Below are 19,987 nucleotides of genomic sequence, written 5' to 3' on the forward strand. Positions count from 1 at the left end.
TCGGCTCATTTCTCACGGAACGTCTTGGCGAGCGTGTTGAGCAGCGGGCCGACCAGATATTCGAGCACGGTGCGCTCTCCCGTGGAGATGATGACGTCGGCCTGCATGCCCGGCAGGATCTTCTCGGCGATCTCGGGCGGGATGGTCGAATAGTCGATCACGACGCGCGCCGAATAGTAGCTCTGCTTGGTCGCCTCGTCCGACATCGCGTCCGCCGAGACGCTCGAGACCTTGCCGAAGATCGTCGGCGTCGTGCGCGAGGAGAAATTGGAGAAGCGCACCTCGGCCCTCTGGCCGATGGCGACGCTCTCGATGTCGCGCGGCGAGACGTGCGCCATCACGTCGACGCCTTCGCCGACCGGAACGATCTCGGCGAGCGTATCACCGGGCTTCACGACGGCGCCGACGGTGTGGACTTTCATGTTCATGACGATGCCGTCGCGCTCGGCGCGGATGTCGACCCGGCGCAGCACGTCCTCGGCGATGACCAGCTTCTCGCGCAGGTCCGACAGCTTGGCCCGGGTGCCGTCGAGCTGCTGGCCGACTTCGGTCAGATATTTCTGCAGCGTCTGATCGATCTGCAGGCGCGTCTGCGCGGCCGTCTGCGTCAGCCGCGCGACGTCGGCCTGCGCCTGGCCGAGATCGCCTTCGACGCGGGCGCGCTCGCGTTCCAGCTCGAGGAACTTGTTGCGCGGATAATAGCCTGCGGCGACCGCCGGGCGCACATTGTTCATCTGCGTCTCGAAGCTCGCGAGCTGCGCGGAGAGCGCGGCGCGCTGGCGGTCACGGCCGGCGAACTCCTGCTGCTGCTGGGCGATCTGCGAGTTGAGGATGTTGATCTGGCTGATCAGGCCATTGCGGCGCTCGACGAACAGCCGCTGCTGGTCGGCGATGGCAAGCGCCGCCTCCGGCACGTTCTGGCGGTTGAGCAACGTGTCGGGAAACGTGATCATCCGCGCATTGCCGCGCTCGGCGAGCAGGCGCGCCTCCTCGGCCAGCGACGCGTCCATCTGCTTGCGAAGGAGGTCGGTGTTGGCCTGGGCCTCGGTCGGCTGCAGCCGAAACAGCAGGTCGCCGCGATGCACGGCGTGAGTTTCCTTGGCCAGGATCTCCCTGATGATTCCGCCCTCACGGTGCTGAACCACCTTGTGATCGCCGGAGACGGACACGGTGCCCGGTGCGATCGCCGCGCGATCGAGCGGCGCATAGGCCGCCCACACGCCGAAGCCGCCGAACACCAGCGCGATCGACAGATAGCCGAGCAGGGCGTAACGGCTGAAATCGGCCTTGACCGGCTGCGGCCGGTCGGCCGCTTCGAAGAAGCCGTGATCCTGCACCGCTGACATCGACATGCTGCGTCCCCGCTTGTCCACGGGCAGGAGCATCGTCGATGCGCGGCTGTGGGACTGTGCGGAAGGTCACGCGCCGGAGGTCGGCGGCGAGAGCCGCATCGAACGAGGTCAGCTACTTCTTCTTCGGCCCGAAGCGCGGCACGCATTTCGTGGTGCGGACAATACCGGTTTCAGCCATCTTGGAGCCGGAGACCTCCTTCACCTGGCCGGCGGGGCAGGTGCCGTCATCGACCAGCACCCGCTGGCCGAGCCGGAGATCGGTGATGTCCTGCTCGCGCCCGACATATTGCGCCTGCGCGGGTGCGGCAACCAAAAGCAGGACACCGAGGACGCCGAGAGGGCGCGCTGCGACATTCGCGAACGAGGAGATTTGAGAACGCATCACTTTCCTTCGATCTTCAGTCCGTTTGGCCCGATATTGATCTGGACACCCTCCGGCTGCTTCTTGGCCTGATAGAAATTGTAGCCGAGCACGATGATCGCCGCGCTGAGAATGCCGAGGAGGAAATAAAGGATATTGCGGTGATCCGACATGTTAAATTCCAAAGTATGTTGCGGCCATTTTCGTATGCGCGAATGTACGGGCGGCCTTGCGATTCTGAAAGCAGCGGCGAATCCGGTGCAACTCTGCATGAGATTGTGATTTGCTGCAGTCATCGGCAATTGGAACCTCGACAGGCATGATCACCCAGGACATTACGCAGCGCATCGTCGACGCCGTCGATGCCGACTTCGACCGGCAGCTTGCGACCACGAGCGACTTCGTCGCCATCCCCTCGACCCGCGGCGCCGAAGGGCCGTGCCAGGACATGTTCAGCGATCTCCTGCGCGCGCGCGGCTACGAGGTCGACGACTGGCACATCGATCTCGACGATCTCAAGGAGATGCGCGGCTACGGCCCGATCGAGCACGACTTCTCGAGAGCACGCAGCGTGGTCGGAACCTACCGGCCGGCGACGTCGGCCGGGCGATCGCTGATCCTGCAGGGCCATTGCGACGTGGTGCCGGCCGGTCCGCTCGACATGTGGGAGACGCCGCCGTTCTCGCCGGTGATCCGCGACGGTCGGATGTATGGCCGCGGCGCCTGCGACATGAAGTCCGGTACCATCGGCGCGCTCTATGCGCTCGATGCCATCAAGGCTGCCGGCTTCAAGCCGACGGCGCGAATTCACATCCAATCCGTCATCGAGGAGGAGAGCACCGGCGTCGGCGCGCTGTCGACCCTGCAGCGCGGCTACCGCGCGGATGCCTGCTTCATCCCGGAGCCGACCAGCGGCAAGATGGTGCGTTCTCAGGTGGGCGTGATCTGGTTCCGCCTGAAAGTGCGCGGCTTCCCGGCGCATGTGTTCGAGGCCGGCGTCGGCGCCAATGCGATCCAGGCGAGCTATCATCTGATCCATGCGCTGGAGAAGCTCGAGGCGGACTGGAACGAGCGCGCCAAGAGCGATCGTCATTTCAGGACGCTCACGCATCCGATCAACTTCAATCCGGGCATCATCAAAGGCGGCGACTGGGCCTCGAGCGTGCCGGCCTGGTGCGACGTCGATTGCCGCATCGCCATCCTGCCGGGCTGGTCGGTCAAGGACTGCCAGAACGAGATCCTCGCCTGCGTCGCCGCGGCTTCGCGTGATCATCGTTTTCTCTCCAACAATCCGCCGGTCGTCGAGTGGTCGGGCTTCCTGTCCGAAGGCTACGAGTTGACCAATTCGGCCGAGCCGGAGGCGGCGTTCGGCAAGGCCTTCACCGCCGTCTACGGCGGCGAGGTCCAGGATCTCGTCTTCACGGCGCTCACGGATACCCGCTTCTACGGGCTCAACTACAACATCCCCAGCCTCTGCTTCGGCGCGACCGGCGCCGCCATGCACGGCTTCAACGAATATGTCGAGCTCGACTCGCTGCGCCAGGTGACCAAGACCATGGCGCTGTTCATCGCGGAGTGGTGCGGGATCGAGAAGGTCTGAGCGGCGGCACGATCGGACCGAAGCAATGACCTCTCAGGTCATTGCTTCGGGTTCGAAGCCCGGCGCATCCAGATGCGGCGCTGACCCGCGAAGACGGGTCGTCCGATCAACGGGGGAGGGAAGGCATGACGCCACTCGACAAGATCAATGCGATGAAGATGCCGTTCGCGGAATTGAAGGGTGTGACCTTCACCGAGGCCAGCGCCGATCGCGTCGTGGCGCAAATGCAGGTGCGGCCGGATCTCTGCACTCTGCATCACACCATCCATGGCGGCGCCGTCATGGCGCTGGCGGATTCGGTCGGCGCGGCCGCAACCGTGATCAACCTGCCGCAGGACGCCAAGGGCACCACGACGATCGAGAGCAAGACCAACTTCATCGGCGGCGCCAAGGAGGGGACGGTGGTGACGGCAACCGCCACGCCCGTGCATCGCGGCCGCCGCACCCAGGTGTGGCAAACCCGGATCGAGACCGACGACGGCAGGCTGGTCGCACTCGTGACCCAGACTCAGCTCGTGCTGTGATGATTCGTACACAAACGAATCGTTAACTCACGCGATCCTTGCATGGCCGCATGTTCTCTCCGTAGAGCGCGGGGCTTGCAATGAATGTTGCGATGCACAATATAGCTCCTGTCTAGGGAAAGACGTCTGTGTGCGAGGGCTCTCGAGAGGAGTCTCAGGCAGTGTCACAGGTAGATACTTTTCGTCCCCGGCCGGGCTTCGGCTATGTGCGGACCCTCAGCCAGCACGAAGAACTGCCGTTGCTGCGCGATCATCTGTTGCGGCTCGATGCGGAAAGCCGGCACGATCGATTCAACGGCTTCCTCGATGACAGTTTCATCGAACGCTATGCGGCCCGCTGTGCGGCCGATGGCACAATCGTCGTCGCCTACATGGAAAATGGCATGGTGCGCGGGGCCGCCGAGTTGCATCCGCCGGAGCAGTCCGAGGACGGGCTTCCGGAGATTGCGTTCAGCGTGGAGGCTTGCGTGCGTCGCCGCGGGGTCGGCAGCCTGCTGTTCCAGCGGGTGATCTCGGAGGCGCGCTGGAAGGGCTATCGCAAGCTCCGCGTCACGACGGGATCGCAGAACCATGCGATGCGGGCGCTGGCGGCCAAATTCGGCGCGCATCTGGCGTTCCGTCATGGCGAATCGACCGGCACGATCGATCTGACCGAGCAGCCCCAGGATGAGCTGGCGAAGCTCGTGATCGATGCGCCGATCGCGGCAGCGCGCGCGTTCTTCACCCTCAACCGGGCCTGCTGGAAGCTCGTGACCCGGATGTACGGCGACAAGCGCGCCGCCTGAGCCGAGCCGTTTGCAGCGACGACAAAGGCGCGACAGCGATCACCGCTGCCGCGCCTTTTCGTTTGACTGCATTACCGATGCGCCCCGGAGGGCGGCGTTCAGGTGCCGGTGCGCTTGTCGAAATTGAAGCGGCGCACGGTGCGGCGTTCGACCACGACGGCACGCTGCTGCGTGCCCTGGTCGGCCGTGATGACGCGCGTGTTGGTGCGCGCGGCAACGCGGACTGCCTTCTTCACCTCGGGAAGCACCTGCTCGAGCGGCAGACCCATCAGCGCCGACGCGATCTCGGCCTGAGCCTGCACATCGTCGGTGATGCCTGACGCAGCGAAGATCGCTTCTTCCAGTGTCGGGGGATCACGCCTGACGCGACGCGGACCGTACTTGGTGTTCCAATCTTCGCTCATGGGGGCCTCGTGAATCGTCCGGGATACCTAGAAGCAGGATTGTTGCATTGCAATATATATTCCGCGGGGCAGCCCAGCTATGCGTTCACCATGTCGCGATTGGGCAACGCTGCCTGCGTCATGTGGATATCCTGGGGCCAGCGGCGCAAGGCCGCGAGCCCGGCTTTCGTGAGGACATAGACGCCGCGCTCGGCGCGGTCGAACCAACCATAGACGTTACGCTGCAAGATCTTCGGCGCATCCGGAATGTCCGCTCGGAGGTCGCGGACGCGTTTCGGCCCGCCCGACAGCGCCGAGGCGCAGGCCAGCGCCTGCTGCCGATAGGCCGTCATGATGGGAGCCCGGGTCGAGCCGCCAGCGACGGGGTCGCCCTTGCGCCGCTGATGCTCGATCACGAGACGCGAACGTTTCTTGGGGTTCTTGCGCGGCGCCGTGGTGGGCGGCTGCACCAGCACTTCGATGTGTCCGGCTGAGGTCACGGCCAGCATGCCGAAGCCGAGCCGGCGGCACAGATTGCGGTAGCGGGAGTCGCTTTCGCGGCCCTTGCCGCGTGCCGACAGGTTCGCCGCAACCCACACCTCGTCACAGGCACCGGCCCGATCGACTGCCTGCAGCAGCAGTTCCAGGTTGAAGACCTGCTTCAGCTCGCAGACGACGACCACCGGCGGGTCGTCGCCCTTGAGCGCCACCACGTCGCAACCGCCGATTTCCCCTTTGACCGAGAAGCCGAGGTTTTCGAGGAAGCGTTTGACGGGAAGGTAGAGCGCGGTTTCCAAGGGGCCGTCCGATGTGTGCGACTCAGAGCGCGCGCGAGTCTAGCCCGCCGAGTCCGGTGATGTCAGCGCCAAGTCGGGGTGAACGGCTGGCTTCGCTACACCCGGCCGACAACCGGTAGCAGCGCGCCGGTCACGCCGCTCGCGGCGTCGCTGGCTAGAAACAGAATAACCTCCGCGAGTTCCTGCGGCGTCACCCATTTGTCGAAATCGGCCTTGGGCATGCTGGCGCGGTTGGCCGGCGTATCGATCGTCGACGGCAGGACGGCGTTGACGGTGATCTTGCCCTTCCATTCGGCCGCGAGTGCTTCCGTCAGGCGATGCACTCCCGACTTGGAGGCCGCATAGGGGCCCATGCCGGCACTGGCCTGGAGCGCGCCCATGGCGCCGATGTTGACGATGCGGCCCGTGCTGGAGCGGACGAGATGCGGAATCGCCGCGCGCGATGCGTGCAGCGCGGTCATCAGGTTTCGCGCATGCATCGTCTCCCAGACGGAATCGTCGCCGTCGGCAGTCGTCTCGAACGCGAACGCGCCGGCGATGTTGATCAGCGCATCCAGAGTGCCGAAGTGGGCGGCGACGGAGTCGATCGCGACCTTTGCCTGCTCGGGGTCGGAGAGATCGACGCCTCCGAGCTCGATGCGGTCGTCACTCGCCGGGATTTCGGCCTGGGCATGATCGATCCCGGCCACATGCGCGCCCCGTGCGAGCGCGAGATCGGCCACGCTGCGTCCGAGCGCCCCTTGCGCACCCGTAATGACAATCACTGCTCCGTTCATTCCGTCCCTGGTCTCCGTTGACGCGCCCCACAGCGCCGCTCGTTATACTATGGCCCTGCCGATGAGTTGCAATGGCCGGGCGGCCAGGGCATGCAATTGCAATCAGAAAGCGTGGTTCGTCAGAGGTGACCATGACCGCGACAGGCTCTCTCGAATTTCCCGACGTTTCCACCGGTTTTCCTCGTCCGATCAGACGGTTCAGGGAGAGTCTGGATGCGCAGCGCAAGACCCGGATCGTGGCGCTTGGCTCATCTTCCACCGCCGGCACCAACGGAATTGTCGCTTTTCCGGCCCGGATCGAGCAGTCGCTGCGCAAGACCAATTTCGGCTGCCTGATCGACGTCCTCAATCGGGGTGTGGGCGGACAGGAATCCCCGGAGGAGCTCTCGCGTTTCGAATGCGACGTGATTGCGGAGCAGCCCTCGCTCGTCATCTGGCAGGTCGGCACCAACGCCGCCTACAGGCCCGAGGTCTACAGTCCCGATGACGTCGAGGCGGCGCTGCGCGTCGGCCTTCGATGGCTGGCGGGGCTGGCCATCGATGCCATCGTGATGGACCTGCAATATACGGCTGCCATCGTGACGGTGCCCAGCAGGCTGGCGCGTGCCGAGGACATTCAGCGGCGCATCGAGAAGGTCACGTCTGCGGCCGACGTCAATGTCTTCAGGCGCTGGAATCTGATGAAGAGCTGGCATGAGGCCGGCCAGATTCCGTTGTCGGCGCTCGACGACGGGCACGGCGACCGCTTGCATGTGAGCGAAGCCGCCACTGCGAAGATCAGCGACGTTTTGGCCAGCGCCATCATGGCGGCACCGGTCGCGCTGGCCTGATCGATAAAATTAGCCGGACTTTCGTAAGTGGATTGCCAGCGCGGCCCGCTAGCCTGTCGCTATGCCGCTTGAGGGGCGTTGGAGCTTTGACATGATGAGACATCTGCCGGACCATGGTTTGCCGCTGGTGCAACTGAAGGAGCAGCGGCGGGATCTGGTGGTCGCCTTGCAGAACCGTGCAGGTCCGGTGACCGGCTGGGAATTGATGCAGATCGCGGCGGTTCAACAGGCGATTTCCGCATTCGAGGAGGTGATTGCCGATCTCGACGCGATGGAAGCCGCCGAGACAGCCGATATCGAAGCGGCCTGATCGCTCAAGCGTATTCGGGCCGCCCAGGCTCACAGCGTGAGATAGCGCTCCTGTAGCGTCTTCCGTGCCGCGCCGTCGATGCCGAGACCGTCGCGCAGGTAGGTGTCGACGTCGCCGAAATCATCACGCATGGCGTTGAACGCAGCTGCCAGGAACGAGGCCTGGACTGTCCCGATCGTCTGGACGACATCAGCGGGAAGATCCGGGTGAGCTGCAGTCTCGCGACGATAGAGCTGGTTCGTGAGCAGGTAATCTTCCAAGATGGCGTCATCCGGAACCTCGAGCGCGTGCAAGACCAGCGCGCAGGCCACACCGGTGCGATCCTTGCCGGCCGTGCAATGGATCACCAACGGGGCGTCCTCATTGAGAACATGCTGGAATAGCGCGCGGAAGCGCGGCGTGTAGCTGCGGACGTAGTTGCGGTAGGACTCGCGCATCAGCTCCAAGGCATGGTCGGTTGTGAGCTGTCCTCGTGTCGCCAGAGCCCGCAGCGCCGGCACCACGCTCGGCTCGATCGGCACGGAATGCACGGTGATCTCGGCGATGGTGCAGAGACCGGCAGCGCGCTCGTTGCGACCGCGGAAATCGAACGCCGTCCGAACGCCAAGCTCCCGCAGGACCGCGACGTCGGGCTCGGTCAGCTGTCCGAGATGGTTCGACCGAAACAGCTGCCGCCATCGCACGTGCCGGCCGTCCCTGCTGGGATATCCGCCGAGATCTCTGAAATTGCTGGCACCGTGAAGGCCGAGATGGCGGAGCGGATGGGCAGACATCAACCCATTCTAGGGGATGCGGGCTTCGATGTGAAACGCCGTTTCATCGACGCGACGCGTATGCGTAGCCTTCGACAGGATAGGGAAGACCATGAAACGGGTCACGACGGCGGCCTGTTTGACCCTGGCACGTCGAGCCCGCCGGCGGCCGTCAGCAGCGGCGAGAGACATGCAGACAGCGGCGCAAGAAAAAAGGGCCGGAACCTTGTCGGTCCGACCCTTCAGCAAAGGCGTGCTGGCGTCACGGTACAGTCTGACATCAGCGGTCCCACACCGGCTTGGCTTCCTGGATCGCCTCGTCATGATACCAGCTCGCGCTGTAGATCGTCGGCTGGATCGACGGCGCGATCGGCCGCTCAGGCGACGATCCGGACTGGCGAGGTGTAAGACCCGCTCGCCCTCCGCGCGGAAATTGGTAGATCCTTGCGGATCCCTCGTCCACATTGGTGCCCATTCCTCATTCTCCTTCCGTCGGCCACACATCAGGTTGCGCCCGACTCGTTCCGTTGTGGTTACCAGCGCCGATATCAGTGCTGCCCGGAGGGAATGCAACATGATCAAAACGAAATCACATGTTGCGCGTTTTGCAGGCATTGCTGCATGTGCTCCCCCAGCAGCAATGTTCATCTGACCAACACTTGGGCTGGACCAAAGGTTGCGGACAGAGGTCCAACTCTTTTCGAAAATGTCCCGGAACTGCTGACGGCTTGTTCGGCCTCTCTTGCGCGTCGCCGCAAATGCCAAGGAATCAAGCGGGTTTTCGACAAGCTCTCCTCTCCGCCATGCGCTCCGTGCAATCCCGGTCGCGCTCCTTTGCCGCACCCCTGACGTGCAGAACCGGTCGCCAGCTCCGCCCCGATGGGTCTTCGTCCATGCGACGGGACGTCGCGGGACTTGGCACATTCCATGCTTAAGAGTGCGCTGGCCGATCGTGGCCGGGTAAGCGGGGAGCCTTCGATTGCTGGGCTCCCACCTTTCGATAAGACAGAGAGGCTCAATGACGAAATACAAGCTCGAGTACATCTGGCTCGACGGCTACAAGCCGGTGCCGAATTTGCGCGGCAAGACACAGATCAAGGAATTTTCCTCTTTTCCGACCCTGGAACAGCTGCCTCTTTGGGGCTTCGACGGCTCGTCGACGATGCAGGCCGAAGGCCATAGCTCCGACTGCGTGTTGAAGCCGGTCGCCGTGTATCCCGACGCCGCCCGCACCAACGGTGTGCTGGTGATGTGCGAAGTGATGATGCCGGACGGCAAGACCCCGCATCCGTCGAACGCCCGCGCCACCATCCTTGACGATCCAGACGCGTGGTTCGGCTTCGAGCAGGAGTACTTCTTCTACAAGGACGGCCGTCCGCTCGGGTTCCCGGAATACGGCTATCCGGCGCCGCAGGGCCCGTACTACACGGGCGTCGGCTTCAAGAACGTCGGCGACGTCGCCCGCAAGATCGTCGAAGAGCATCTCGACCTCTGCCTCGCGGCCGGCATCAACCACGAAGGCATCAACGCCGAGGTGGCGAAGGGCCAGTGGGAATTCCAGGTGTTCGGCAAGGGCTCGCGCACGGCTGCTGACCAGATGTGGATGGCCCGCTACCTGATGCTGCGCCTGACCGAAAAGTACGGCATCGACATCGAGTTCCACTGCAAGCCGCTCGGCGACACCGACTGGAACGGCTCGGGCATGCACTGCAACTTCTCGACCAAGTACATGCGCGAAGTCGGCGGCAAGGAGTATTTCGAGAAGCTGATGGACGCCTTCAAGGAAGCTCGCGCCGACCACATCGCGGTGTACGGTCCGGACAACCACATGCGCCTGACCGGCAAGCACGAGACCGCCTCGATCGACACCTTCAGCTGGGGTGTGGCCGACCGCGGCGCCTCGATTCGCGTGCCGCATTCCTTCGTGAACAACGCCTATAAGGGCTATCTGGAGGACCGCCGTCCGAACTCCCAGGGCGACCCCTACCAGATCGCGTCTCAGGTCCTGAAGACGATCGCGATGGTTCCGACCGGCGCGAAAGCCGCAGCCTAAGACGCCGACCACAATACCCCGGGGCCGGGGGCTGATATGATGATCCGCCGGAGCAGCCGCTTCGGCGGATCATTCGTTTGGCGGGCTCGAACGATCGGAGGCGGCCATGGCCTTGATCAATCGCAAGTCCGGTTTCGATCGCAGCGGTATGTCTTTCCGTAGCGGTTTGTTTGGAAGCGGGGCATGGAATGAGCTATCGCAAGTGGGTTTCAGGCGTTCTGATCGCCTGTTCGGCCATCTCCCTGGCTGCAGGGCAGTCGCAGTCCAGTGCAGAACAATATCTGCCGCGGCTCGGCGACATCATGAATCTGATTCAGGTCAGACACGCGAAGCTCTGGTTCGCGGGACAGTCCAAGAATTGGGATCTCGCGTCCTATGAGCTCGCCCAGTTGAGGCAGAGCCTGACTGACGCCGCGGTCTTCTATTCGGGCCTGCCGGTGAACAATGTCACCACGCTCGGCCAGCCGATCCAGTCGATCTCGGACGCCATCGCCGCCAAGGATGGCAAGCGTTTCGCTTCCGCCGTGACCGAGCTGACGTCCGGATGCAACGCATGCCACGCGACCATGGATCGGGGCTACGTCGCGATCCGCATTCCGACCGACAAGCCGTTCGGCAACCAGGATTTTCGGCCTCCAGGCCGCTGACCGGCGCGGGGCGGACGGTGCGGGGAGGGCGCCCAAATTGCGCCTTCCACCGGCGGCGCGCATCGACTAAGAGCGGCGGCAACCTGTCCATGTCCTGAGACCTCATGATCCGCCTCGATAACGTCAGCAAGCAAGTCGGCCACCAGATTCTCTTCATCGAAGCCTCCGCCGCCCTCCAGCGCGGCGAAAAGATCGGCTTGGTCGGCCCGAACGGGGCCGGCAAGACGACGCTGTTCCGGATGATCTCAGGCCGCGAGCAGCCCGACGAGGGGCAGGTCTCGATCGATCGCGGCGTCTCGATCGGTTATTTCAACCAGGATGTCGGTGAGATGTCCGGCCGCAGCGCGGTGGCGGAGGTGATGGACGGCGCCGGGCCGGTGTCGTCGGTCGCCGCCGAGCTCAAGGAACTCGAGGCCGCCATGGCCGATCCGGACCGCGCCGACGAGATGGACGAGATCATCGCGCGCTATGGCGAGGTGCTGGCGCAGTTCGAGGAGCTCGACGGCTACGCGCTCGACAGCCGCGCCCGCGAGGCGCTGGCCGGCCTCGGCTTCTCCGAGGAGATGATGGACAAGGACGTCGGCCTGTTGTCCGGCGGCTGGAAGATGCGCGTCGCGCTGGCGCGCATCCTCCTGATGCGTCCCGACGTGATGCTGCTCGACGAGCCGTCCAACCACCTCGATCTCGAGAGCCTGATCTGGCTGGAGCATTTCCTCAAGGGCTATGAGGGCGCGCTGCTGATGACCTCGCACGACCGCGAATTCATCAACCGCATCATCAACAAGGTGATCGAGATCGACGCCGGCCAGCTCACGACCTATTCCGGCGACTACGATTTCTATGAGCAGCAGCGGGCGTTGAACGAGAAGCAGCAGCAGGCGCAATATGAGCGCCAGCAGGCGATGCTCGCCAAGGAGATCAAGTTCATCGAGCGTTTCAAGGCGCGGGCCTCGCACGCGGCGCAGGTGCAGAGCCGGGTCAAGAAGCTCGACAAGATCGAGCGGGTCGAGCCGCCGAAGCGGCGCCAGACCGTGGCGTTCGACTTTCTGCCCGCGCCGCGCTCGGGCGAGGATGTGGTAGCGCTGAAGAGCGTGTCCAAGAGCTACGGCAGCCGCCGCATCTACGACGGGCTGGACTTCATGATCCGGCGCCGCGAGCGCTGGTGCGTGATGGGCGTCAATGGCGCTGGCAAGTCGACCCTGTTGAAGCTCGTCGCCGGTAGCGCGGAGCCCGATGACGGTTCGGTGACGATCGGCGGCAGCGTCAAGATGGGCTACTTCGCGCAGCATGCGATGGACCTGCTGGACGGCGACGAGACCGTGTTCGAGTCGCTCGAGCATTCGTTCCCGCAAGCCGGTCAAGGCTCGTTGCGGGCACTGGCGGGCTGCTTCGGCTTCTCCGGCGACGACGTCGAGAAAAGATGCCGGGTGCTGTCGGGGGGCGAGAAGGCGCGGCTCGTGATGGCCAAGATGCTCTACGATCCGCCGAACTTCCTGGTGCTGGACGAGCCGACCAACCATCTGGACATGGCGACCAAGGAGATGCTGATCGCGGCCCTGTCGAACTTCGAGGGCACCATGCTGTTCGTCTCGCACGATCGTCATTTCCTCGCCGCGCTCTCCAACCGCGTGCTCGAGCTGACCCCTGACGGTCTCCATCAGTATGGCGGCGGCTATACCGAGTATGTCGCCCGCAGCGGCCACGAAGCGCCAGGCCTGCGCAGCTGACGACGCGGCCATACTCGTCGTTCGTGCTCTGCTTGCGCTTTGTTCGCATCATCCCCGGCTAGCTCATCTGGACGTGGGTGAAGACGAACAGGAACAGCGCGCCGATCGCGATCAGGAAGATGCCGGCCCAGAGCGGCGCCGCCACGCCGCTCTTGTTTGTGGGATCGAGCACGGCCGTCTCGGGTTGTAGCGGATCGTAGTAGACGGTGACGTCGGTGTTGACCGGGTATTGGGCGGCGACGGCTTCAGCGCTCGACCTGTCGGAATGCAGCGCGGTCCAGCCCCAATTCCAATGCGTGCTGTGGAAAGAGCGACCATCCACAGTGTAGCTGTATTCGATCGTGACCCGGAAACGCTCCTCTTCCGTTTCTCGTCCGCGATCGTCCTCACGTCGTGTGATCTCCATCGTCACGCCGGAGCGCGTGATGCGTCCCGGCGTAGTCGGCCAGGAGCGGCTCGCCAGGCGCTCCTGCCGCAGCTTCCAGTAGGAGGCGAGTGCGACGGCTCCGAAGCCGAACAGGGCGAACGGCATCAGGAAGGCGAACAGCGGCACGCCAGCCTCGGTCGTGAGCACCTTGCCGGCGAGCGAATGCGCCACCAACACGGCGGTCACGGCCGACAGCACGACGAACAGCGCCACCAGCGCCGCCGTCCCGCTGGCATTGGTAGGCTCCAGCACCGATTGCGAGGGGCGTTTCGGATCGTAAAAAACGCGGACCTTCGCGCCTTGCGGATATTTGCCGGTGAGCTCGTCGGCTCGCAGGCGCGTGACGCGGCTCGGGCTGCCGAAACGGATGCGGCGACCTTCGTAGCTCTTGCCCGACACCTCGTAGCGGTAGCGGATGTCAGGCTTGGCATCGGTGTCATCTGCCGACCGATGCGTCGCCGCGACAGACACCGCCGAGGCCACGATCTCCCCCTCGACGACCGGCCAGGCGCGGCCGCCGCTGGTCTTCTTGCGCTGAAGCCAGAGTCCGTAGCCGGAATTGAGGGCGAGAAAGCCGAAGATGCCGGCGGCGACACGGGTCCAGAGCAGGGCGGATGCGGTGAGCATGTTGATCTCGCATGGGCCCGCCAGGGCGGGCGACATGCAGTGGTGTCCTGCGGGTTTCCCTCGGTTCAACCGTGTGCCGGCCCTCCTCAGCTCTCCACCATCTCGCCCATCGAGTTCTTCGACGGTCCGCAGGGCCCGCTGAGCGATTCCGTCCACGTTGAAGCCAATCCGGCCTACGCCCTGCATGCGGGCATCCTGAACGTGATCGGGCAGAAGGTCCGCGAGATGGTGCCGGCCGAGGGCTGGGTCGAGCTCTATGGCGGCGTGCTGCGCACTGCTGACCAAGCCGTTCGACATCGAGGCGCCCGCCGCCCGCGTCGTAGCTTGCCGATACGCTTCGCGCTGATGGAGCCCGCCGGCATGGCTTTGCCCCGCCAAGCATCATGGCGGGGCGCCAGTGTCGTCAGCCGCCAGCGCGTCAGCCGCCGGCCTCGCACTTCTTCATGAAGCTGGTCTTGGCCGCGCCGGCGAGCTTCTTGCCGTCGGAGCCGACCGCCTTGGTCTCACACGTCTCGGCCATGCACTTCTTCATGAACGAGGTCTTGGCGGCGCCGGCGAGCGCCTTGCCGTCCTTGCCGACGGCCTTGGTCTCGCAGCTGTCTTGGGCGAAGGCAGATCCGGCGGCGAAGGTCGCGAGCGCGGCAATCAGGAAAAACTTCTTCATGAGTGTGTCTCCTTGGGACAAACAACGCGGCGGATGGGACCCGCAAATCTTGGCGCGATCAAGTTTCCTGTTCGGGCTTGTCACCCGAAATCCGGCCGCAGGGCAGAGTTGGTTCATTACCGTGTCAGCCCTATGAGGCCGAGATGCGCATCTGCGGTAACCGTGTGCTCATGCGGTGCTGTGCTGCAGAAACGCGAGCGTCGCCGGGTCGCGCGCACCGTCGCAATAGCGATCGAGCGCCTGCGCGAAGATCCCGTTCGGGCTGATCGAATCGAACAGCGTCATGCATGAGCGGAATTTGGCATCGTCCGGAACACCCAGAATGTCGCGCAGCGACTTGCCCTGCACTGCGAGCACCAGTCGGGTGCATTCGACGAGTCGCGGGCCGAGCAGGGGATGCGCCAGATAGGCCTCGGCCTCGGCGCGGGAGCGGATCGCGTAGCGCTGCGCCATGGCGGAGCTGCCGAGCCCCTCGACCTGGGGAAAGATGAACCACATCCAGTGGCTTTGCTTGGCGCCGGCCGCAAGTTCGGCGGTCACGCGCGAATAAATCGAATCCTGTGCGTCGGCAAATCGGCCGAGATCATCCCATTCGGCGTTCATACATTCCTCCAACCGGCTGATTCATCGATATAATCGGCTTTCTGGGACGGTCGCGGCGCAGCCCGTGCGAGGCTTGGGCGTCGGTTCACGCCGGATCACTCCGGGCTGGCGTTTGTCTAGATTATGCCGCACTCTTGCCATCCTATGTCATGACGGGTCGAATCGTACCCCTTGGGGTCGGTCACCTTTCCCGGGTGGTCCGAAAAGGGGGGTATATCGGGGACGTGATGGCTTCCAGTGAAGCAAGCGTAGACGTTCTGTTGTCGCAAGGCCGCTTCGGGCGCTCCGAAGCGATCGCACTCGTGCTTGCAGCACTTGCGGTCGCAGCGGGCGCGGCCGCATGGGTCGGAGCCAACAGCGATGAGACGTCGCTTGCGAGCGCGGCGATTCCGGCCGCCGCCGCGCCGTCCATGACCTTCGAAACACGTTTCGCGCCGGCCTCCGCCTCGGCCACGGCCTATTCGGAAAAAGACGCGGTTCGCGCGCTCGACCGTTTCGCCCTTCGCGGCGCGATCGACCGCCAATTGCTCGATGCCCGGGCCGCGCTGGTGAAGGGCATGGAAGCGCGTGATCCGGGCGCTCGCGACCCCAGCAACAGCGATTGGCGGCCGATGTTGACGGAGGGCAATACCGTCACGATGCCTGCACCGGGCGTGCCGCTGCCGCGCCCGCGCCCGTCCGTCGCCAACCTGCCGACCAGCCTGGTTTCGGCCAGTGCGCCTGAAGCGGTCGGACGCGTCGACGATCGCTCCATCCTGCAGAAGCTGTCCGACCTGTTGCCGAGCCCGACCAAGTTCGCCTCGCTCGGTCCGGATAGCGGCATCGTCCGATCCGGAATCGATCTCGGTGCGCTCGGCTATGACAAGACCGCCGTGTACGACATCAAGGCCAAGATGGTGTATCTGCCGTCCGGCATCGGGCTCGAGGCCCATTCCGGCATGGGCAGCCTGCGCGACGACCCCGAGCACGTCAATCAGCGCATGGTTGGCGCGACCCCGCCCGCCACCTATGACCTGAAGCCGCGCGAAAAACCGTTTCACGGCGTTCGCGCCCTGCGCATGAACGTGGTGGAAGGATCGACCCTCGGCCGGAGCGGATTGCTGACCCACCCCTATATGCTGGGTCCGGAGGGTGATTCGAACGGCTGCGTCTCGATCAAGAATTACGATCGCTTCCTGAAGGCGTATGATGACGGCGAGTTCAACCGACTCGTTGTCGTCGTCGGGCTCGAGGCTGGCACCCCGACGCGGACCGCGCAAAAGACCGAGTGACGTTTTGTTGCTGGGCCTCGGCGCGACCTCGGCGGTGACGCCCGTCGCATCTTCCGGAAGGTCCCCATGATTGATCCCGCAAACTCGGAAACGCGTCTGCGTACTACCTTCAACATCAAGGTGAACGGCAAGCCGGTCGTGATTTCGACGGTCGGGCAGGCCCATCAGTTCCTCACCAGCCTCAACGCCGTCGAGTGGATGGAGTTCAAGTCGCTGCACGACCAGGCCATGGCCGCCCTGCAGGCCGCGGCCGACAACGCCATCATGACAGTGCAGGCCACCAACGCCGTGCGCACGCTGTTCGTGAGCGCGAAGCTGTTGTGAGACTGGATCATCCCCCAGGGCACCCGCGGCCTCTGGCTCGTGTTGATGCCTGCTTTACATTCGGTGTCATCGCCCGGCTTGCCGCCTCCGCTAAAGCTGCGGCGCGCCCTGGCGCTCGTTGCCGCGTCGAAGCCCATCGGGCGAAGACGGGACCGGGCGACCCAGTACGCCGCCGCAGTCGTGATTGATCGAGAGGCCGCGGCGTAGTGGATGTCCCGCCGGAGCCTGTCCTCGGGCTCGCCGAAGGCGAGACCCGGGGGCGGGGCATGACGGCGGGTGGCGCCACGGTCTCTCAACATCGTCATGCCGGGGCGCGCGCATGCGCGAGCCCGGCATCCATAACCACGAGCGGGCGTGTCGGGCAGGTGTGTCGCTCCAGCGTGCTCCATCAGTTCTGCTGCAGCGTATGGATTCCGGGCTCGCGCTCCGCGCGCCCCGGAATGACACCGAGCGATTTGAAGCACCGTCCTGCGAAGTCTCATTCACGCACGCCCTCGCGTTCTCGCCGCGCTGATGCGCCCGAGTGATCCATCCGTCTTGCCCTCCGCACAGCAGAGGGCGCGGGGAATGCCGGGATGCTGGCCGCAACCCATGGCCCGCCTGCAGAAAAAAAGCAGGCGGCAGTCACCACAGGTTCAGCCGGGCAACCGGCATTCCCCGCGCGATGATCTTAACGGCTGCTTCGCGCGCTCCCCGGTGCGCCGGGCGTTCTGGTCACCGTGCACGACAACGCGTTTTGGGCGCGCCACCGTGGGGGCATCAGCGTCGGGATGCCAGGACCACGCGACTTGACCGTACGCGACGTCAGCGTTCGTCGGCGCAAGATGCGCTGCGCTGCCATCGCGTCCACCGCTCCTCCCGCTCCACGTCCGTGACGACCGCGAACCGCCCCTCCTGCGAGCGGGAGATGGCGCGACAAAAGCACTGAATTAGATTTAGGAAAAGCAGAATATTTTCGGCGGCGGGACTGGACAGGCCAAATCAGCTTGATGGGCCTGCGGAAAATCGTTTCCGCGCGCACCGCCGTTGCTGCCGATTCAGGCCCTGGAGGTGACGCCGCGAGATGGAAATGCGCCTTGATTTGCCCGACGGGCAGATGGTCGCTTCGTTCCGATGATCGTTGTTCGACCGAGAGCCGCGGGGCGAACATGTTTGTTAGTCGCCCGGCGCGCGCTGATCGCGAGGAAGCGAAGGCAGGCCGAAGCACGCTCGATCCGCGCCACGCGAAGCGACGGGGGATGGTCTTTGCGTGCATGCGGCGATGCACGCATGGGGGAGTCCAACGCCATTGCGCGGGAGTGGATCGGCGAGGCCCAGGCCGGGCTGCCGCTGGAGCTGTTCTACGAAGGCGGCGAGTGACTCTCGCTGATGCTGCGGCGCGGCCGCAGCGTCAGTCGGCCATCTCGGCGGCGTCGAGCGCGATCTCCTCGCGCTCGGCCTTCTCGGCCGTCGGAGCGTTGGCGGTCTCGGCCGTTTCGAAATCGTCCTCGGCGATCTCCTGGACAGGAGCCTCCTGGACCTCGGCCGTCTCGACCTGCTCGGCGGCGAGTTCGGCGGCCACGACGGCCTCCGGCCCGGCGTCGTCATTGGCCGGCGTTGCGAACAGGTTGGGGGCGGGAATGGTGGTGGGCACCACCGGCCGCTGCTTGGCCTTGTACCAGGACGAAAACTTCTGCGAGATGCCAGCTTCGAACTCGGCGAGCGGCATGCTGTTGCCGTCCTCGTCGGTGATGACGACCTGCCAGCCTTCCGCCTCCATCACCTGTGCGTTGGCGAGAACGATGAGGGCGCTTTCGCGCTGCTTGCGGATTGTCTGCTGCTCCCGCTCAGCCACCATCGTGTACGCCATGAACCTGACTCCCACACCTGAACTCGGGACACGTGATGGTCCGAAGCACCATCAGGACGCCGCCACTACGCCGTGAGAGTGTGAGCGCGGCTGGGCCGGATTGCGTTCGCCTAATGACAATTTGGCGGCGTCTCACGGGTTCCGGCAGCGCAAAAGGAGTCGAAGATGCAACAGGCCGCAAAATTGTGGTGCAGGAACGAGAGCGCTTGTTGAAGGCGCGCCGCGACGTGTCATCATTTGATTCTGCGGCGGCAACTGCTTCGCGACATCAGTGAAAGCAGCGGGTGAACCGGACAAACAGCGGGCGAATTGGGGACGGCGATGCGAACTCATCTGTTCAGGATGCGGAATTGGAATGTGGCAATGGCAGGGCTTGCGCTGGCGATGGTCGCCAGCCCGCGCGCAGGCCATGCCTTCACGGAGGACGACCAGCGGCGGCTGTGCACGGGCGACGTGTTCCGGCTGTGCTCGTCGGAGATTCCCGATCGCGACCGCATCATTGCCTGCATGATGAAGCAGCGCGCCAGCCTCAGCGACGGCTGCCGCAGCGTGTTCGGCCGGCCATCCGAGCGCTCCGCTTCGGCCACGGTGACGCGCTGAGCCCGCCTCGCCTCGTTTCTGCAACCACGCGCCGCCGGTCCATCGATCTGCGGCGTGACCACAACTACCTCCATGACATGACGGCGTGGTAGTCTGGCGCGGATCGTCCGCGCCAGGAGTTGACGCGCCATGAGCTTCCGAATCCTCGTCCTCTACGGCTCCTATCGCTCCGACCGGATGGGCATCCGGCTCGCGCAATTCGTCGTGGACGGGTTGCGCGCCAAGGACCAGGACGTCGAACTGATCGACGCCAGGGCGGTCGGCCTGCCGATGCTCGACCGCATGTACAAGGAATATCCGCCCGGCCAGGCGCCAGCGGCCATGGCCGAGCTTGCGGTCAAGATCCGCGCCGCCGACGGCTTCGTGTTCGTCACCGGCGAATATAACTGGGGCATGCAGCCGGGACTGAAGAACCTCACCGACCACTTTCTCGAGGAATGGTTCTGGCGTCCGGCGGCGATCGCGAGCTATTCCGCCGGCCGGCTCTCCGGGGCGCGGGCCGCCACGGCGTGGCACGGCACGTTGTCGGAGATGGGCATGGTGGTGGTGTCGAGCACGCTTGCCGTCGGCCCGATCGGTCAGGCGCTGTCCGCCGACGGCAGGCCGACCGGCGATTCCGGCCAATCGCTGGAACGCGCGTTTCCGCGTTTTGCCGACGATCTCTTGTGGTGGGTCGAGGCGGGCAGGGAGCAGCGGGCGCGCCGGGCGCCACCTTACTGAGCGCG

24 protein-coding genes are annotated in these 19,987 nt (G+C 64.7%); 12 read left to right on the plus strand and 12 right to left on the minus strand.

Going from position 1 to position 19,987, the window contains the following annotated elements; genetic code table 11:
* Positions 1 to 5 precede the first annotated feature (5 nt).
* From QW887_RS02390 to QW887_RS02400, 3 genes are all read right to left on the minus strand, one after another.
* Entirely contained in the window at positions 6 to 1,352 is a 1,347-nt protein-coding gene (locus tag QW887_RS02390; RefSeq protein WP_315712331.1) for an HlyD family type I secretion periplasmic adaptor subunit, read from the minus strand.
* A gap of 112 nt (positions 1,353 to 1,464) precedes the next feature.
* Entirely contained in the window at positions 1,465 to 1,734 is a 270-nt protein-coding gene (locus QW887_RS02395) for a DUF6719 family protein (protein WP_315712330.1), read from the minus strand.
* Entirely contained in the window at positions 1,734 to 1,886 is a 153-nt protein-coding gene (locus tag QW887_RS02400; protein ID WP_315712328.1) for a hypothetical protein, read from the minus strand. Before QW887_RS02400 ends, QW887_RS02395 begins: the two co-directional genes overlap by 1 nt.
* A gap of 146 nt (positions 1,887 to 2,032) precedes the next feature.
* On the opposite strand from QW887_RS02400, the gene QW887_RS02405 reads away from it, so the two are divergent.
* The 3 genes from QW887_RS02405 (at position 2,033) to QW887_RS02415 (ending at position 4,622) form a co-directional block, all read left to right on the plus strand.
* Positions 2,033 to 3,313, plus strand: a complete 1,281-nt coding sequence (locus QW887_RS02405; protein WP_315712327.1) for an ArgE/DapE family deacylase — start codon at positions 2,033 to 2,035, stop codon at positions 3,311 to 3,313.
* Positions 3,314 to 3,438: 125 nt separating this feature from the next.
* The gene (locus QW887_RS02410) at positions 3,439 to 3,837 is read left to right on the plus strand and encodes a PaaI family thioesterase (RefSeq protein ID WP_315712326.1); all 399 of its coding nucleotides are present in this window, start codon (positions 3,439 to 3,441) and stop codon (positions 3,835 to 3,837) included.
* 128 nt (positions 3,838 to 3,965) lie between these two features.
* Positions 3,966 to 4,622: an N-acetyltransferase family protein gene (locus QW887_RS02415; RefSeq protein WP_409977870.1), complete on the plus strand. Its 657-nt coding sequence runs from the start codon at positions 3,966 to 3,968 to the stop codon at positions 4,620 to 4,622.
* A 98-nt stretch (positions 4,623 to 4,720) separates the two neighbouring features.
* Here QW887_RS02415 and QW887_RS02420 read toward each other — a convergent pair whose 3' ends face one another.
* The 3 genes from QW887_RS02420 to QW887_RS02430 form a co-directional block, all read right to left on the minus strand.
* Positions 4,721 to 5,026, minus strand: coding sequence for a hypothetical protein (locus tag QW887_RS02420; RefSeq protein ID WP_172109527.1), 306 nt, complete (start codon positions 5,024 to 5,026; stop codon positions 4,721 to 4,723).
* A gap of 77 nt (positions 5,027 to 5,103) precedes the next feature.
* Positions 5,104 to 5,802, minus strand: a complete 699-nt coding sequence (locus tag QW887_RS02425; RefSeq protein WP_316173792.1) for a DUF2161 domain-containing phosphodiesterase — start codon at positions 5,800 to 5,802, stop codon at positions 5,104 to 5,106.
* Positions 5,803 to 5,897: 95 nt separating this feature from the next.
* On the minus strand, positions 5,898 to 6,578 hold the full coding sequence (locus QW887_RS02430) for an SDR family oxidoreductase (RefSeq protein WP_315749997.1): 681 nt from the start codon (positions 6,576 to 6,578) through the stop codon (positions 5,898 to 5,900).
* 131 nt (positions 6,579 to 6,709) lie between these two features.
* Here QW887_RS02430 and QW887_RS02435 point away from each other — a divergent pair, with 131 nt between their 5' ends.
* Positions 6,710 to 7,408: an SGNH/GDSL hydrolase family protein gene (locus tag QW887_RS02435; RefSeq protein ID WP_316184904.1), complete on the plus strand. Its 699-nt coding sequence runs from the start codon at positions 6,710 to 6,712 to the stop codon at positions 7,406 to 7,408.
* Positions 7,409 to 7,499: 91 nt separating this feature from the next.
* Positions 7,500 to 7,718 carry a hypothetical protein gene (locus QW887_RS02440; protein ID WP_012044361.1) on the plus strand — a complete coding sequence of 73 codons (219 nt, stop codon included), beginning with the start codon at positions 7,500 to 7,502 and terminating at the stop codon, positions 7,716 to 7,718.
* A 29-nt stretch (positions 7,719 to 7,747) separates the two neighbouring features.
* On the opposite strand, the gene QW887_RS02445 is transcribed toward QW887_RS02440, so the two are convergent.
* Positions 7,748 to 8,491 (minus strand): tyrosine-protein phosphatase, encoded by a 744-nt coding sequence (locus QW887_RS02445; RefSeq protein ID WP_316184906.1) that lies wholly within the window; start codon positions 8,489 to 8,491, stop codon positions 7,748 to 7,750.
* 259 nt (positions 8,492 to 8,750) lie between these two features.
* Positions 8,751 to 8,945 (minus strand): DUF2735 domain-containing protein, encoded by a 195-nt coding sequence (locus tag QW887_RS02450; protein WP_316184907.1) that lies wholly within the window; start codon positions 8,943 to 8,945, stop codon positions 8,751 to 8,753.
* Between the two features lie 543 nt (positions 8,946 to 9,488).
* On the opposite strand from QW887_RS02450, the gene QW887_RS02455 reads away from it, so the two are divergent.
* From QW887_RS02455 to QW887_RS02465, 3 genes are all read left to right on the plus strand, one after another.
* A complete protein-coding gene (locus QW887_RS02455; RefSeq protein ID WP_315712320.1) occupies positions 9,489 to 10,523 on the plus strand; it encodes a glutamine synthetase beta-grasp domain-containing protein in 1,035 nt (344 codons plus the stop codon).
* A 188-nt stretch (positions 10,524 to 10,711) separates the two neighbouring features.
* Positions 10,712 to 11,170 (plus strand): hypothetical protein, encoded by a 459-nt coding sequence (locus QW887_RS02460; RefSeq protein WP_315751751.1) that lies wholly within the window; start codon positions 10,712 to 10,714, stop codon positions 11,168 to 11,170.
* Between the two features lie 104 nt (positions 11,171 to 11,274).
* Complete coding sequence (locus QW887_RS02465) at positions 11,275 to 12,897, plus strand: ABC-F family ATP-binding cassette domain-containing protein (protein WP_316194135.1); 1,623 nt, start codon at positions 11,275 to 11,277, stop codon at positions 12,895 to 12,897.
* 58 nt (positions 12,898 to 12,955) lie between these two features.
* Here the strand turns inward: QW887_RS02465 and QW887_RS02470 are convergent, their stop codons facing one another.
* From QW887_RS02470 to QW887_RS02480, 3 genes are all read right to left on the minus strand, one after another.
* Positions 12,956 to 13,951, minus strand: coding sequence for a DUF3592 domain-containing protein (locus QW887_RS02470; RefSeq protein ID WP_316194136.1), 996 nt, complete (start codon positions 13,949 to 13,951; stop codon positions 12,956 to 12,958).
* Positions 13,952 to 14,369: 418 nt separating this feature from the next.
* Positions 14,370 to 14,615, minus strand: coding sequence for a hypothetical protein (locus QW887_RS02475; RefSeq protein WP_315712314.1), 246 nt, complete (start codon positions 14,613 to 14,615; stop codon positions 14,370 to 14,372).
* Positions 14,616 to 14,783: 168 nt separating this feature from the next.
* On the minus strand, positions 14,784 to 15,218 hold the full coding sequence (locus QW887_RS02480; RefSeq protein WP_315712313.1) for a DUF1810 domain-containing protein: 435 nt from the start codon (positions 15,216 to 15,218) through the stop codon (positions 14,784 to 14,786).
* A 227-nt stretch (positions 15,219 to 15,445) separates the two neighbouring features.
* Here QW887_RS02480 and QW887_RS02485 point away from each other — a divergent pair, with 227 nt between their 5' ends.
* Positions 15,446 to 16,489, plus strand: coding sequence for a DUF2778 domain-containing protein (locus tag QW887_RS02485; protein WP_315712643.1), 1,044 nt, complete (start codon positions 15,446 to 15,448; stop codon positions 16,487 to 16,489).
* A 66-nt stretch (positions 16,490 to 16,555) separates the two neighbouring features.
* Entirely contained in the window at positions 16,556 to 16,813 is a 258-nt protein-coding gene (locus QW887_RS02490) for a hypothetical protein (protein WP_315712312.1), read from the plus strand.
* Between the two features lie 1,390 nt (positions 16,814 to 18,203).
* On the opposite strand, the gene QW887_RS02495 is transcribed toward QW887_RS02490, so the two are convergent.
* Entirely contained in the window at positions 18,204 to 18,662 is a 459-nt protein-coding gene (locus QW887_RS02495) for a hypothetical protein (protein ID WP_316164724.1), read from the minus strand.
* Between the two features lie 363 nt (positions 18,663 to 19,025).
* On the opposite strand from QW887_RS02495, the gene QW887_RS02500 reads away from it, so the two are divergent.
* On the plus strand, positions 19,026 to 19,262 hold the full coding sequence (locus tag QW887_RS02500; protein WP_315712310.1) for a hypothetical protein: 237 nt from the start codon (positions 19,026 to 19,028) through the stop codon (positions 19,260 to 19,262).
* A gap of 129 nt (positions 19,263 to 19,391) precedes the next feature.
* Positions 19,392 to 19,982, plus strand: coding sequence for an NAD(P)H-dependent oxidoreductase (locus tag QW887_RS02505; protein WP_316194137.1), 591 nt, complete (start codon positions 19,392 to 19,394; stop codon positions 19,980 to 19,982).
* Positions 19,983 to 19,987 lie beyond the last annotated feature (5 nt).

The organism is Bradyrhizobium sp. SZCCHNRI3052 (assembly GCF_032484895.1).
Lineage (GTDB): Bacteria > Pseudomonadota > Alphaproteobacteria > Rhizobiales > Xanthobacteraceae > Bradyrhizobium.

Bases quoted from the DNA above. Each gene is read 5' to 3' on its own strand.
- QW887_RS02390 (WP_315712331.1), bottom strand. From the start codon at position 1,352: ATGTCGATGTCAGCGGTGCAGGATCACGGCTTCTTCGAAGCGGCCGAC.
- QW887_RS02395 (WP_315712330.1), bottom strand. From the start codon at position 1,734: ATGCGTTCTCAAATCTCCTCGTTCGCGAATGTCGCAGCGCGCCCTCTC.
- QW887_RS02400 (WP_315712328.1), bottom strand. From the start codon at position 1,886: ATGTCGGATCACCGCAATATCCTTTATTTCCTCCTCGGCATTCTCAGC.
- QW887_RS02405 (WP_315712327.1), top strand. From the start codon at position 2,033: ATGATCACCCAGGACATTACGCAGCGCATCGTCGACGCCGTCGATGCC.
- QW887_RS02410 (WP_315712326.1), top strand. From the start codon at position 3,439: ATGACGCCACTCGACAAGATCAATGCGATGAAGATGCCGTTCGCGGAA.
- QW887_RS02420 (WP_172109527.1), bottom strand. From the start codon at position 5,026: ATGAGCGAAGATTGGAACACCAAGTACGGTCCGCGTCGCGTCAGGCGT.
- QW887_RS02430 (WP_315749997.1), bottom strand. From the start codon at position 6,578: ATGAACGGAGCAGTGATTGTCATTACGGGTGCGCAAGGGGCGCTCGGA.
- QW887_RS02435 (WP_316184904.1), top strand. From the start codon at position 6,710: ATGACCGCGACAGGCTCTCTCGAATTTCCCGACGTTTCCACCGGTTTT.
- QW887_RS02440 (WP_012044361.1), top strand. From the start codon at position 7,500: ATGATGAGACATCTGCCGGACCATGGTTTGCCGCTGGTGCAACTGAAG.
- QW887_RS02445 (WP_316184906.1), bottom strand. From the start codon at position 8,491: ATGTCTGCCCATCCGCTCCGCCATCTCGGCCTTCACGGTGCCAGCAAT.
- QW887_RS02450 (WP_316184907.1), bottom strand. From the start codon at position 8,945: ATGGGCACCAATGTGGACGAGGGATCCGCAAGGATCTACCAATTTCCG.
- QW887_RS02455 (WP_315712320.1), top strand. From the start codon at position 9,489: ATGACGAAATACAAGCTCGAGTACATCTGGCTCGACGGCTACAAGCCG.
- QW887_RS02460 (WP_315751751.1), top strand. From the start codon at position 10,712: ATGAGCTATCGCAAGTGGGTTTCAGGCGTTCTGATCGCCTGTTCGGCC.
- QW887_RS02465 (WP_316194135.1), top strand. From the start codon at position 11,275: ATGATCCGCCTCGATAACGTCAGCAAGCAAGTCGGCCACCAGATTCTC.
- QW887_RS02470 (WP_316194136.1), bottom strand. From the start codon at position 13,951: ATGCTCACCGCATCCGCCCTGCTCTGGACCCGTGTCGCCGCCGGCATC.
- QW887_RS02475 (WP_315712314.1), bottom strand. From the start codon at position 14,615: ATGAAGAAGTTTTTCCTGATTGCCGCGCTCGCGACCTTCGCCGCCGGA.
- QW887_RS02480 (WP_315712313.1), bottom strand. From the start codon at position 15,218: ATGAACGCCGAATGGGATGATCTCGGCCGATTTGCCGACGCACAGGAT.
- QW887_RS02485 (WP_315712643.1), top strand. From the start codon at position 15,446: ATGGCTTCCAGTGAAGCAAGCGTAGACGTTCTGTTGTCGCAAGGCCGC.
- QW887_RS02490 (WP_315712312.1), top strand. From the start codon at position 16,556: ATGATTGATCCCGCAAACTCGGAAACGCGTCTGCGTACTACCTTCAAC.
- QW887_RS02495 (WP_316164724.1), bottom strand. From the start codon at position 18,662: ATGGCGTACACGATGGTGGCTGAGCGGGAGCAGCAGACAATCCGCAAG.
- QW887_RS02500 (WP_315712310.1), top strand. From the start codon at position 19,026: ATGGCAGGGCTTGCGCTGGCGATGGTCGCCAGCCCGCGCGCAGGCCAT.
- QW887_RS02505 (WP_316194137.1), top strand. From the start codon at position 19,392: ATGAGCTTCCGAATCCTCGTCCTCTACGGCTCCTATCGCTCCGACCGG.